Annotated in this window: 15 protein-coding genes and 1 pseudogene; 2 read left to right on the top strand and 14 right to left on the bottom strand. The window is 37.2% G+C overall.

Annotated elements, in window-relative coordinates; genetic code table 11:
• Positions 1 to 548: 548 nt before the first annotated feature.
• A pseudogene (tnpA, locus tag AC1MBV_RS06325) lies at positions 549 to 788 on the top strand (IS66 family insertion sequence element accessory protein TnpA); the annotation flags it as partial.
• Positions 785 to 1,144, top strand: a complete 360-nt coding sequence (tnpB, locus tag AC1MBV_RS06320) for an IS66 family insertion sequence element accessory protein TnpB (RefSeq protein WP_480947864.1) — start codon at positions 785 to 787, stop codon at positions 1,142 to 1,144. The pseudogene tnpA and the gene tnpB, both read left to right, overlap by 4 nt.
• A gap of 360 nt (positions 1,145 to 1,504) precedes the next feature.
• Here tnpB and AC1MBV_RS06315 read toward each other — a convergent pair whose 3' ends face one another.
• The 14 genes from AC1MBV_RS06315 to AC1MBV_RS06250 form a co-directional block, all read right to left on the bottom strand.
• Positions 1,505 to 1,927: an SMI1/KNR4 family protein gene (locus AC1MBV_RS06315; RefSeq protein WP_480947863.1), complete on the bottom strand. Its 423-nt coding sequence runs from the start codon at positions 1,925 to 1,927 to the stop codon at positions 1,505 to 1,507.
• 12 nt (positions 1,928 to 1,939) lie between these two features.
• Positions 1,940 to 2,287: an HNH/ENDO VII family nuclease gene (locus tag AC1MBV_RS06310; RefSeq protein ID WP_480947862.1), complete on the bottom strand. Its 348-nt coding sequence runs from the start codon at positions 2,285 to 2,287 to the stop codon at positions 1,940 to 1,942.
• Between the two features lie 167 nt (positions 2,288 to 2,454).
• Positions 2,455 to 2,952, bottom strand: coding sequence for a hypothetical protein (locus AC1MBV_RS06305; RefSeq protein WP_480947861.1), 498 nt, complete (start codon positions 2,950 to 2,952; stop codon positions 2,455 to 2,457).
• Between the two features lie 258 nt (positions 2,953 to 3,210).
• Positions 3,211 to 3,573 (bottom strand): hypothetical protein, encoded by a 363-nt coding sequence (locus tag AC1MBV_RS06300; RefSeq protein ID WP_480947860.1) that lies wholly within the window; start codon positions 3,571 to 3,573, stop codon positions 3,211 to 3,213.
• 82 nt (positions 3,574 to 3,655) lie between these two features.
• The gene (locus AC1MBV_RS06295) at positions 3,656 to 4,030 is read right to left on the bottom strand and encodes an immunity 22 family protein (RefSeq protein ID WP_480947859.1); all 375 of its coding nucleotides are present in this window, start codon (positions 4,028 to 4,030) and stop codon (positions 3,656 to 3,658) included.
• 12 nt (positions 4,031 to 4,042) lie between these two features.
• Entirely contained in the window at positions 4,043 to 5,779 is a 1,737-nt protein-coding gene (locus AC1MBV_RS06290; protein WP_480947858.1) for a ribonuclease YeeF family protein, read from the bottom strand.
• 73 nt (positions 5,780 to 5,852) lie between these two features.
• Positions 5,853 to 6,362 (bottom strand): hypothetical protein, encoded by a 510-nt coding sequence (locus AC1MBV_RS06285; RefSeq protein WP_480947857.1) that lies wholly within the window; start codon positions 6,360 to 6,362, stop codon positions 5,853 to 5,855.
• A gap of 14 nt (positions 6,363 to 6,376) precedes the next feature.
• Complete coding sequence (locus AC1MBV_RS06280; RefSeq protein ID WP_480947856.1) at positions 6,377 to 6,967, bottom strand: hypothetical protein; 591 nt, start codon at positions 6,965 to 6,967, stop codon at positions 6,377 to 6,379.
• Between the two features lie 287 nt (positions 6,968 to 7,254).
• Positions 7,255 to 7,608, bottom strand: coding sequence for a dihydroorotate dehydrogenase (quinone) (locus tag AC1MBV_RS06275; protein WP_480947855.1), 354 nt, complete (start codon positions 7,606 to 7,608; stop codon positions 7,255 to 7,257).
• 20 nt (positions 7,609 to 7,628) lie between these two features.
• Complete coding sequence (locus AC1MBV_RS06270) at positions 7,629 to 9,407, bottom strand: ribonuclease YeeF family protein (RefSeq protein ID WP_480947854.1); 1,779 nt, start codon at positions 9,405 to 9,407, stop codon at positions 7,629 to 7,631.
• A gap of 345 nt (positions 9,408 to 9,752) precedes the next feature.
• Positions 9,753 to 10,199 (bottom strand): SMI1/KNR4 family protein, encoded by a 447-nt coding sequence (locus tag AC1MBV_RS06265; RefSeq protein ID WP_480947853.1) that lies wholly within the window; start codon positions 10,197 to 10,199, stop codon positions 9,753 to 9,755.
• 186 nt (positions 10,200 to 10,385) lie between these two features.
• Positions 10,386 to 10,820 carry a hypothetical protein gene (locus AC1MBV_RS06260; protein ID WP_480947852.1) on the bottom strand — a complete coding sequence of 145 codons (435 nt, stop codon included), beginning with the start codon at positions 10,818 to 10,820 and terminating at the stop codon, positions 10,386 to 10,388.
• Positions 10,821 to 10,981: 161 nt separating this feature from the next.
• Positions 10,982 to 11,512 carry a hypothetical protein gene (locus AC1MBV_RS06255; protein ID WP_480947851.1) on the bottom strand — a complete coding sequence of 177 codons (531 nt, stop codon included), beginning with the start codon at positions 11,510 to 11,512 and terminating at the stop codon, positions 10,982 to 10,984.
• 135 nt (positions 11,513 to 11,647) lie between these two features.
• On the bottom strand, positions 11,648 to 12,100 hold the full coding sequence (locus tag AC1MBV_RS06250) for a hypothetical protein (protein ID WP_480947850.1): 453 nt from the start codon (positions 12,098 to 12,100) through the stop codon (positions 11,648 to 11,650).
• Between the last annotated feature and the right edge of the window lie 307 nt (positions 12,101 to 12,407).

Below are 12,407 nucleotides of genomic sequence, written 5' to 3'. Positions count from 1 at the left end.
TGGTGATAAAAGTCATTGAATCCAAATCGATGGCTAGTAAATATTTATGGAGAAGAAATGATTATGCGTACTCGGAAATTATTTTGGAGAAGGAAGAGAATATTTGGAAGTGTGGGTATTAAAAACACTAGTGGTACATTTGGTTAGCGGTAATCATTCACATTCGGAACATGTCAACTCTGACCCAAATAGTCCATACCTTGCCACAATAGGAAATCTGTTCATATGCTTGCTAAATCAGATTTCGCACATGATCGATTTGATTGGGGAGCGGGTCATTACGATCAGGTAGTTGTTGCAGTTTGTTTTTTAACTCTTTAGCTTTAATCGGGTTGTAGAGAACCGGACCGTCCTCTATTTTCCCAGTCTTAGCAACTTACTGATTTTGTCAACGACTTTGGTTCCGACGTAAGCGTCAAATAATGGACACCTTCTCCTGATCACTCGATCATAGCTCTATTAATTGATCGGGAGGATGATCCATGACACGATTAGAATTACATGAACGCTGGAAGAAACTAATGCAAGATTTCTAGACTAGCGATTTAACAGGCAAAGAGTGGTGTGCGGATCAGGTCATTCCTTTATGGCAATTCCGTTATTGGCGACGCAAGTTCCGTCATATTTGCCCAGTTCCTGATACAAATCACTGGATGCCTGTTGGATTGGCCCATGCCGCAGAGCAGGAGCCCTTATTCATTTATATTGGATCCGCGAAAGTTGAGGTTCATACTGGGTTTGATCCGGATTTGTTTGCGGATGTGGTTCGGGTGCTGCGTGCTTTATGATCCGTGCATCCAGCATTGAAAATGTCTATTTGGCTAAAGGTCCTACGGATCTGCGCAAATCCATTGTTGGATTATCTATCTTGGTTCAAGGAGGCTTTCATCTCGATCCGCTTTCGCCATGTCTGTTTGTCTTCTGTAATCGAAAACGAGATAAGTTAAAAATTTTGCATTGGGAATACAGCGGATTTTGGCTGTATTACAAGCATTTAGAAAAAGGAACCTTTCAATGGCCGAAGGCCAATGACTCAAGCCCTTCGTTACCCATCAATCGTCGTCAACTCAACTGGCTGCTGGATGGTCTGTCTATTCAGCAACGTCAGGCACACAAAGAAATCACCACGCGCACCCTTCTCTGATTTTCAAAGATAGGAGAGACAGGATGCGCGTCTTCGATTACAATAAAAAAATGGAAAACCGAACGGATTCAAACACACCCACAATTGAAGAACTGTGAGAAGAACGTGATGCGCTGAAGAAACAAAACGCCGAACTGACACTCAAGCTGAAATGGAACAATTCCGTCTCAGTTCAACGGGTTCAATGGCTCATCAGGGATGTCATAAGGTGTGACGTTGTTATCGTAGGATTTGTGGTTTTGAAAATCAAGGAATGAAATAAATGATCGGTTATACAAAAACGTCCACTCATAGAAGGTGGACGTTTCCCGTTGACGGATGATTTTTCAGAGTAATTTCAAATAGGCTATTCATTCTAATTTAATCCCAGTTATCAATCGCTTCTTGAAAACTGTCTTGTAAATAGTCTTCAAAAGTAGAATATCTGTTTACTGCTTTTTTGCTTACATCATCCCAACGGATCACTTTAAATTCATCTTTGGTATCAATGCAATAAATAAATTCATCTACGCTTTCAATCACTAAATAATTCATTGGAAGTCCCAAATTTCTAAACCGGTTTGTTGCGTTCACTACGGATGCGTGGTCAGGACCTTCTACGCCTAATATCTCCACACCGCAAATGCCTCCTGAACCATAATTTTTAATGAAATTTTTGTAGGCATGAGGGAATTTGATCCCTAATGTCTTTTCAGCGTTTTCGATATCTCTATCAGATATTTGTCCGGTGAAGTCACCTTTTTCCTTATATTTATCGATCATAGCTAATATAGATTGATTCATCATAGATTCACCTCAGTCTAAGTTATTTGAACGCCATTTCCAATATTTTTTCCTGAAGTTATTAAACTGTTTATCTAATCGATCATTATTTCTAAAACTGTCCCCATTTTTAATTAAACCCTGTAAAATTTTTTTATATTTGTCATGTGTAGTGGCAACTATTTCTACCATATTACCAGCTTCTTTTTGAATCAAATGATGAAGTTCAATCTGTGTTTCCTTACCATTTTTATCAATAATATAGGGCGCGCGACCTTTTGCGGTGAGTTCTCTGTTAGAAAGATTCCTTGCATTTGGGCTTTTGGGAATATAATTCCAATCAATGTTATTAATCTGATATACACGTCTGGAAATATCCATCCGTTGTCCGTTAACGAGAACGTTGCCCTTAATCTCTATCGCTTTGTTATTGTCTCCTAACCACTTGAATTCGACTTCTTTTCCAGAAAGGCTGCTAATATTTTTCCCTGAAGATTGTTGGATAGTGTTTCTGATTCAAATTTGTTAAGCATTAGGGGGATAACCAGTCACTCATGTTTGTACAGCTTAAATCTGTCCCGAGAGAAGTTATATAGCATATGAAAAGTAAGTACGAGCATGAGAAATGATAATAAATACCAGATAATCCAATAGGTAAGTAAAAATAATACTAAAGCGAGCGCAAAAACGACGAATGAGCTAACAGTAGCAATCAAATCAATTTTAAGCATACGTTTACCGGAAGTGATGTACTCCTGAAGCATGGTTTGATCAAAAAATACTTCCTTTAAGTTCTTAAAATAATAGGAACGATACAATCTGAAACCGACGAAAAAACTGATTGTTAATTCAAAAAGGAATAGGATAGACAAAAAAAGTGGGGTGTCCGTGGGCAGATTCATTGATTGGATGCCCCTTAGCACAGCGAGAACCAGTGCGAAGGCGATCCAATAAATCAGTTGATTCACTTTTTTATGATAAGCCTTGTAAACCCTGCCGGAATTTTTATCTAAAAAAAGCGTGAATCCCGGATTGTTTTTGTCCAAAAAGGGATGAGTCGATGTGTCATTTTTTCACTTCCTGTTTTCAATTAAACGCAGATCCTAAATTTCCGAAGAAACCGGAAACTGCTTCACCGATTTTTTTGCATAGTTCGATTACTCGGTGTACGATTTTTTTCTTATTGGGCAGCGTCTTCGCCTAATTTTTTGAATTCGTGAGCGATTTCATCTTTATGATCATATACCCAATCAAAGGACAGGCATTTCCATCAAATTTAGGTTGTTTTGCATTAATACAACTCTTTAAAGGGTATTATATAGTTTCTTTTTTTCAATTATCCAATTCTGTATAATTATTTTTAACTGTTCAATTGGGATTGTTATTGTCGGGTTCAATTCATCTTCATCAATTATTCCTTCAAATAAGTCATAGATAACACACTTTTCTTTGCGGATTTCTAACATACTTCTTTCATTCCCTATTTCTTCAAGCGTGCGTTGACCATTTTCTACCGTGTTCAGTTTTTCTAAGATTTCTTCCAAACTTATTTTTGATCCTTCTGTATTCAATAGTTCTTCTAAACCTATATACTTTTTATCAGTAAAAAGTATAATTGGATATTTTTTATATCCTGGTTTATCAAATATACTATATGTGATTTCCATCGATTTCCATCCTTCCATTAATAGACAGGGAACGCCGATATCATGGTGTGGTTTTCATAGAGCTTTTGACGCTACCCCTAATTTACTCGTATTTTGTAGCAATAATAAAATCAAAAGCATCAGATGAAGTAATTTCATTGTTATATTCAAAATTGTATATGAGAATCACTGCATTGTATGTTTTTTTTAAATCCACATTTTTCTGGACTGTTGGGATGATCACTTCTTCATATGAACACCCGTTTAATAATGTGGCAATGTCACTACTACCATTCGTGTAGACTGTTTTTTCAATGGTATCCTCATCTGTTTCATCCATGTCAATATTAAAATTGATAAAAAATTTAGAAGGAACAGACTCGCCATCCTCATCATATATTAAATCTACATACTCTCCTAAAGAGTCTTCTTCTTTGATATTACCTAACCAAATAGATACCCATCCTTGTTTTTCCATCTAAGTATCCTCCTATTTTAACCTAAGACCTTTTGGCAAGGACAAAACTCCACCTTCAAGTCTATAATTAGCCCAATTATTAAGTCGTCTAACGAATGTATGATAGTCGTTAGATGTATCTACTAGTTCTAATAATTCATTATGTGCTTTGGTTGAACCAAGTCCTCCATGGACACCATTCGGATTGACAAATTTAACATCAGAGATAGCGGTTCTTAAATCTCTAATCTTTTCAGCACTAATATTCCAATATTTAAATTGTGGGGCTCTTGAGACTAAATGCCACTCATGCAACCCTCCAGGTGCTCTAAGCTGACGTTCAATTTTCTTTTTGATTTTTTTATCTTTCCAAAGTTCATCTAGATCACTACTTGTAAGGGAATTGAAAAAATCATTGAACTTTCCACTCTTTGTGGTTGGTATATCATCAACAGTCAAATTTAGAATATTATTATCCGTAACCTTAGCTAAAGCAACTTTTTTAGCTGACGCCTGCTGAATCAAATCTCGCACACGATCAATTTGGTTGGTGAGTGGCTCATTACGATCGGGCAACTGCTGCAATTTGTTTCTTAGTCCCTTGGTATCAATAACATTGTAAGGTACCGATCCGTCTGCAAATTGGGTACGGGGAAATAGAGAAGCGCTCCACTGATCAAGTTTATTATTCACTGATTTTGCATGCTTTGCCAGTGTTGTTTTTGTCACCGCACGAGCTTTGCTGGCGGCTTCGCCTATCTTCCCAGCCTTGGCTGCTTTACTGATTTTGTCGACGCCTTTGGTACCGACAACTGAGGCTGCCAGCTTGGTGAATGCGTAGACGACCCATCTTGATCGCGTATAGGCATTGCCGTGCACGATGTCTTTATCAAAGGATTGAACTAATGCGTTTTTGATGACGTTAAAGGTATGAATCGGGTGGGTAGCAGAATACCATGTGTTTTTGAACGTCTCCACCGGATTTGTTGCTGTATCCCATATGCCGAGGACGGTGTCTTTGACCGCATCTTTTGCGCCATTACGTACGCCATATTGAATTTCTTGATCAATGATCACTGCTTTGGTGGCAGTTGCGAGCAGGGGATTGACTGGTTGTGTGTCTTTTTTCGACACATGACGCGCCTGTTCCTGCTGCTTTTTAATCTCCAAATAGTTCTGGGTTTCCTTCCGCATTTCATCCTGAACTTGATAGATTTTACTGTCATGATAGGCGGTGGCGGTGAAATGCATCGGCTGCACATCGGCGCCTTGGCGGGTCGCGTGAATCAATTCTCCGTATAGTGCTTGTATGGACGGTAGATCTTCCGTGATTTGGTGGTATTCATTGGTCAGATTCTGATCAAGGTCTTGAACATCAAGCGCCGTTTGTGCGCGTTTTTTATCGGCCGCGTCCAGTGCCTGATCAACCTCATGGTTGGAGAAGACGTTGATCGGCACAAGATCAGATGATATACAGCTCAGAATATTGGCGATGTCATCACGCTGCTCACGCACCATTTTCTTGGAACGTGCATAGCCCATGGACAGGTCCTCATTCAAGAAGGGCATATGAACTTGCGTGTCACCACCGAGGTTTTTGTCATCAATCGTACCGGCAACGCCTTGGAAATAGGCAATCTTCTTATCAATCAGACGAATCCAGGCGTTGACGACATTCACCTGAGCAGCGTAGAATGCTTTGATTGCATCGGCTCCGTGCCCTTGAAAATCAGAGCTGAGTCCTGCGATGTGTTGAAGTGCAGCGCGCAAGCTGTGGAATTGATAGATTATACTCACCATAGTTTAGCTATTAATAAATACTCGTGTAAAAAGGCTGGAAGTCTTATTTTTTCACCTTGTCTATTAATGTTTTCAATTTTATGAGACCGGGGTGACTTTGCGTGTTTATTTTATATAAATCGTTTAAGTAGTTGAGTGAACCTGTTAATAGCTCATCTCTAAACTCAGTGAATAATACAGGCTCTCTGCTCCAAGCAGGATAGGTAACCTTGTTTGGAATGGTGCAGACAACGGCGTGGCTTCCTTCAGGCTTAGTTGCATGGGCTTCACTAATTAGCAGTTTGTCATCGTTTATTCGCGTTAGCTCAATCCATACTTGAGGTGTTTCGATATCACTTATGTATACCTGATTTTCCCTTTGAATTAGGCACAGTGCTTCTAAAAAATAGATAAACCACCAGTATACTGAAACAGAAAAAGCATCTAGGTCCTCTGTAAGCATTAGACCATACTCTGAATCTCCAGCTTGTATTTGAAAGTATCCATCTGCGCCTTTAAGCTCATTTACTTCGTTTTCTATATGATTAAATATCTTATAGTTTATGTGAAACATTTTAATCCCCCTGGTTAATTATTGATGTTTCTAATTTCTTGAACAGTGAACTTATGAATTCCATACACCGTGCCAAAAGTACCGTCAGAATGAATATATACATTCAAAATTTCACCATTTATCTTATAGGTTAAATTTCCTGTCTTGCCTTGGTGTAACAAATCATTGTAAGCAATCTCAGAATACTTACTTATGTCTTCAATACTCCAATTAGGATTAAAAAATAATCTATTATTAATCATTTTATTTAATTGAGCATCAGTTAGATAATTGGTTTGTTTTTTTAATATGTTGACATTATGCCTATTTTGAATATGTTTTAAATTTTCTTTACTCAGAGGATGAGTAATTATTAGGCGTTCATTGTTATTTGGTTTACTGTTTTTCAATTCTTGCCCTGAATTTTCAATCTTTCTCGCTGACGCTTGCTGAATTGAATCCCGCACATGATCAATATGATTGGTGAGCGGCTCATTACGATTTGGCAACTGCTGCAATTTGTTTCTTAATCCCTTAGTATCGATAACATTGTAAGGTACCGATCCGTCCGCAAATTGCGTGCGAGACAGGAGGGGGATGTTCCATTGATCCAGTTTTTGGTTCACCAATTCTGTACCCTTGGTCTGTACTGTTTTTATGATGGTGCGTGCTTTACCTGCGGTTTCGGTTAGTTTTCCAGCTTAGCTGCTTTACTAATTTTGTCAATATCTTATGTTCCGACAAACGAGGCTGCCAGCGTGACGAATGCATTGGCGATCCATTTTGATTGTGTATAGGCATTGCCGTGCATTGTGTCTTTATCAAAGGACTGAATTAACGCATTTTTTTATGAGGTTATCTGAATCTGTCTCCTAACTTAGAGTGGAGAATACCAACGATTTTACCAAGTATTTTATGAATATTCGATAAAGATGGGATCTTTCAGATGTTTTTCAAAAAAGTCTATTAAATCATTCAATATTCGTTTTTCCTGGTCATCTAGAATTTTTGAGTCAATGCTCTTGAATTGTTTATAAGCCTCTTCGTTATTCGGTATTTTCCATGGTGATTCATCATACCAGCCTTCTTGCATCTGATAAAAATAAGCTAAGGATGTCCATCCTGTATCAGCTGGTTCTATTTGTTGCATAATCTTATCAAAGTAACCTTCCCACAGCTTTATAAGACAAAGCTTTTTTTCATGTTGAATAAAGAAATCTATTTCAGGATTTCCTTCAAATCCTTTATAGTAGTCAATGGTGTTCATATTTATCCTCCATTTATTGTTTATGGTGCTATCCAATGCCCTTTTTCTAAAATTTTAATTTGCTCAGAAGTAGCTATTCCTTTTTTTCTATCTTGAATAGCTTTTTGCCACTCATTTTTACTTATCCATTCATTTTCACCTATTAAAATTTTTTGGGATTTTTTTTGACCACTAGCACTTCCTGGTATTGTTTGCTCCACTACATAAGTATTGCCTTGGTTCGCTGGGGCACCAAGTGTTCTTGTATGCCATCTTACCTCGTATTTGATCCCAGCTCTATTCCATTTAAAAGATATCTGTTCATACCCATTTTTGGATTGAACTTTAATAATAGCATTATTTGGAATTTGAATTGGTGCCCCTTTTGAGTACTTTTTAGCTACTTTAATTTGTTTATCTGTTGTTAAATCTGAAAGTTTAGGGACGCTTTTAATCTCGGCAGTTTTCACATCTTTTTTTACACCGTCAACATTCTTTACAGACGCTTGCTGAATCAAATCCCGCACATGATTAATTTGGTTGGTGAGTGGGGCAGTACGATCTGGCAATTGCTGCAGTTTGTTTTTTAACCCCTTAGCGTCAATTGTGTTGTAAGGAAATGAGCCGTCCGCAAATTGCGTGCGAGACAGGAGGGGAATACTCCATTGATCCAGTTTTTGGTTCACCCATTCTGTACTCTTAGTGCGTGCTTTACCTGCGGTTTCGATTAGTTTTCCAGCTTTAGCTGCTTTACTAATTTTGTCAATACCTTTTGTTCCGATAAACGAGGCTGCCACCGTGACGAATGCATTGGCGATCCATTTTGATTGTGTATAGGCATTGCCATGCATTATGTCTTTATCAAAGGACTGAATTAACGCGTTTTTGATGACGTTAAAGGTTTGAATCGGGTGAGTCGCTGCATGCCATGTGCATTTGAACGTCTTGACTGGATTTGTTGCTGCATTCCAAATGCCGAGGACGGTGTCTTTGACCGCATCTTTTGCGCCATCACGTATGCCATATTGAATTTCTTGATCAATGATTACTGCTTTGGTTACATTTGCGAGCAGGGGATTGACTGGTTGTGTGTCTTTTTTCGACACATGACGTGCCTGTTCCTGCTGTTTTTTAATCTCCAGATATTTCTGTGTTTCTTGTTTTAATTCAGCTTGAACATGATAGATTTTACTGTCATGGTAGGCGCTGGCATTGAAATGCATGGGTTGAACATCGGCGCCTTGGCGGGTCGCGTGAATCAGTTCTTCGTACAGTGCCTGGATGGACGGTAAATCTTCATTGATTTGTCGGTATTCATTGGTCAATGTTTGATCGAGATCCTGAACGTCGTGCACCATCTTTGCGCGTTTCTTGTCGGCGGCGTCCAATGCTTGATCAATGTCATGGTTGGAAAAGACTTTGATCGGTATCAGATCGGAAATGCTGCTCAGAACCTTGGCAATATCGTCGTGTTGCTCGCGCACCATTTCTTTGGAACGCGCGTAGCTCATGGACAATTCCTCGTTCAAAAAGGGGACCTGGACCTGCGTGTTGCCGCCAAGATTTTTATCTTGGATTGTACCGGCAACACCCTGAAAATAGGCGATTTTTTTGTCAATCAACCGCAGCCAGGCATCGACGACATTCACCTGAGCAGTGTAGAACGCTTTGATTGCATCGGCTCCGTGTCCTTGAAAATCAGTACCGAGTCCTGAGATTTGTTGGAATGCTTGACGCAGTGTGTGGAATTGGCTGCGCAGCGTTTGATAGTGTTTGGCATGTGCTTTGGCGGCTGTAATTCGATTTTTTAATCTCTGCAATGTCGTTTGGCTGATAGCGATGCACCAAATTTAAAAGGTTTTTCCTTAGAAGGAATAGAGGATAGTTACGGCATAACGAAGTGCGTCCCCTTGAGATACCCATTAACCGCCTTCATCTTATAATCAGTTGGGTATTTTGTCATCCAACTTTAGGGGAAAGTTCACGTTCAGCAGCCAAGCGAGAATTTTTTTGCATTTTACTTATCTCTGCATTAACTTTGTATTCAGTGGTGAGCCAGTAAGTGGGCATCACGAGTCCTAAATGATACGGTTAATTCATTTCATATTCTCTCAATGGGTTATTTTTCCATGAATATATGCGAAAAATAAATTTTATGAGATTTTTCATTCATCTTCATCCCATGCCTCTTTCGAATCCATTATTCGGTTATAGAAGAATTCATAAAAATTGTTTGCTTCAATGCTGTCAATTCCAGCAAATTGATCCCATGAAATGACAGGACATTCAGCATCAATCAGTTTTCTTGTATCCAAACAATAATAATATTCATCACAGTTTTCAATTAATACAAGCCCTTTATTTAACCCAAATTTTCTTTTTTCTTTGGTAGCAATCGTTGCAATAGGGCGATTTGCTTTACCCACTCCAATAATGTTAACGCCAAATACCCCACCGCTTCCATAATTTAATAGAAACCATTTATAGCTTTGTGGCAATGTTACCCCCAACTCTTGCTCCATATTATTAATTATTTGTTCATTCACCCCGCCTGTAAAAAAGCCAAAATCCTTATTTTCATTGATCATTTGTTCTAATTCTTTTTTTATCATTTTGATTTTCTCCCTTTCACAATATCTTTAACCGCTACCAGTTTTTCCTCCGCAGAAAGCCAAACCCTATGAGACATAAAATAATCCCCTTGAATCAACAGATTTTTATTATTTCATCTGTCAACTCAATGGGGATCATATCATTGACTAGGTGTGGGCTATTTGACGCTTACTTTAATAGTATATTTATTCTTTCAGACTTATTTGTATTGCATCATCAATCGAACAATTAATGTAATTTTTTTTAAGATCAATAAACGTTTTAATCGACAACCAATCGCCATCATCAAGTTTAACCTTCCCGTCATTTTTATCAGCGATTAGTTTTGCTGCTAAGTATACTGCTCTTTTGTCAACAAATGTAACAGCATCATCAACCTCGATTTTCATTATCCGAGGTTGAATCAATTGAAAGTAGATATATTCTTTTGATTTACTGTGTTCAACCCATCTCTTGTCATTAATCCACTTATCCCAAGATAATGACACTTCGTATCTATTATTTAAAAGTTCATCATTTCCAACCTTTGAGATACTCGCGTTATTAAACCACATAGTCTTGCAAAGTGTGTCAATTTTAGGTAATAAATTTTTCTTTGCTAATTTTATATTAACTTCCATGTTTCTTCTCCTATCTAAGATATTTGATAGATTTTTGCACATTCTTTACGGTAGTTAATCATGACTATATAAGAATTTGGTTTTCATTCTTTTCAAAGAGAATTGCATATTTGTTAAATAAAATCTAGATTATATAATTTCCAGCCTCTCTAATCTTTGAGTCACTCTTGTTTATACAGCTTGAATCGGTCCCAAGAGAAGCTATATAGCATATGAAAAGTAAGTACGAGCATGAGAAATGATAATAAATACCAGATAATCCAATAGGTAAGTAAAAATAATACTAAAGTGAGCGCAAAAACGACGAATGAGCTAAGAGTAGCAATCAAATCGATTTTAAACATACGTTTACCGGAAATAATGTATTCTTGAAGCATGGTTTGATCAAAAAATACTTCTTTTAAGTTCTTAAAATAATAGGATTTATAAAAGTGACATCCAATGAAAAAGCTGCCAATAAACTCTAAAAGGAGGAGGATTAACAAAATAAGTGGGGTGTCCGTGGGCAGATTCATTGATTGGATGCTCCTCAACACAGCAAGAACCAGTGCGAAGGTGATCCAATAAATCAGTTGATTCACTTTTTTGTGATAAGCTTTGTATACCCTGCCGGAATTTTTATCTAAAAAAAGCGTGAATCCCGGATTGTTTTTGTCCATTTCCCGATAAAAAGGGATGAGTCGATGTGTCATTTTTTCACTTCCTGTTTTCAATTGAACGCAGATCCTAAATTTCCAAACAAACCTGAAACTGCGTCATCGGAATTTTTTCAAGATTTTTTTCTACCAATATATTCTTTATCCTAGAAAATGAATAAGAAAGACAAATCATTTAAATTCAGGTTTTAACCATAGAGCGACAATCTTACCATTGTTGTCTATAGACATAATGGTATTTGTGAAGAATTCAATATTATGGATATTAGAAGTATCTAAATCATTTCCGAATTTAATCCATCCATTAGTAGAATCATAGAATGTTTGCCAATTAGTTGTTTCTTTAATTCGCTTACTATCACCCGGTGAAATCTCTATATTTAGTTTTATTTCTCCTTTTGAAAATAATGGTTGATGTAATTCTCGACTGATCCAATTAAAGTTATGATGAAATCCCCAAATTTGTGTGGCTTTTTTGGTTTTTGAATCAAAACCGATATTGATATAACCTACTAATAATACGATATCCGAATTAATTTTGGGATTAGAATTAAACTCATGATCTTTTTCTGAATAAGTTAATACTCCTTGATTAAAATAATTATTTTGATTAACGATTAACATCTTCATTCTCCTATTTTGTAAAATTGAAATGTACTATTTTGTTAGTGTCTAAATCAATCATTTTGAATCTATATATGGCCTAGAAAGTTCTCCTGTATTAACTCCTTTTCTTATTATGTCTTTAGCATGATTACTTACAGTTTCTGTTATACTCAAATTTTCTACATTAATTTTGGATTGATCAGATCCACTAGAATTCTCATAGTTACTCTCATTTTATCACCTTCAGAATAAGAGATATTCAATGGAATTTATTATAAGGACACGCGAAAATATGATGAGGCAATATTACTGGAAAGTGATTGAT

It is taken from the genome of Sporolactobacillus sp. PKPK-6 (genome assembly GCF_056678885.1).
This window is presented reverse-complemented; position numbering and strand designations above follow the sequence as displayed.

Coding starts and splice junctions, on each gene's coding strand:
- tnpB (WP_480947864.1), top strand. CDS start 785: ATGATCCGTGCATCCAGCATTGAAAATGTCTATTTGGCTAAAGGTCCT.
- AC1MBV_RS06315 (WP_480947863.1), bottom strand. CDS start 1,927: ATGAATCAATCTATATTAGCTATGATCGATAAATATAAGGAAAAAGGT.
- AC1MBV_RS06310 (WP_480947862.1), bottom strand. CDS start 2,287: ATGGATATTTCCAGACGTGTATATCAGATTAATAACATTGATTGGAAT.
- AC1MBV_RS06300 (WP_480947860.1), bottom strand. CDS start 3,573: ATGGAAATCACATATAGTATATTTGATAAACCAGGATATAAAAAATAT.
- AC1MBV_RS06295 (WP_480947859.1), bottom strand. CDS start 4,030: ATGGAAAAACAAGGATGGGTATCTATTTGGTTAGGTAATATCAAAGAA.
- AC1MBV_RS06285 (WP_480947857.1), bottom strand. CDS start 6,362: ATGTTTCACATAAACTATAAGATATTTAATCATATAGAAAACGAAGTA.
- AC1MBV_RS06275 (WP_480947855.1), bottom strand. CDS start 7,608: ATGAACACCATTGACTACTATAAAGGATTTGAAGGAAATCCTGAAATA.
- AC1MBV_RS06265 (WP_480947853.1), bottom strand. CDS start 10,199: ATGATAAAAAAAGAATTAGAACAAATGATCAATGAAAATAAGGATTTT.
- AC1MBV_RS06260 (WP_480947852.1), bottom strand. CDS start 10,820: ATGGAAGTTAATATAAAATTAGCAAAGAAAAATTTATTACCTAAAATT.
- AC1MBV_RS06255 (WP_480947851.1), bottom strand. CDS start 11,512: ATGACACATCGACTCATCCCTTTTTATCGGGAAATGGACAAAAACAAT.
- AC1MBV_RS06250 (WP_480947850.1), bottom strand. CDS start 12,100: ATGTTAATCGTTAATCAAAATAATTATTTTAATCAAGGAGTATTAACT.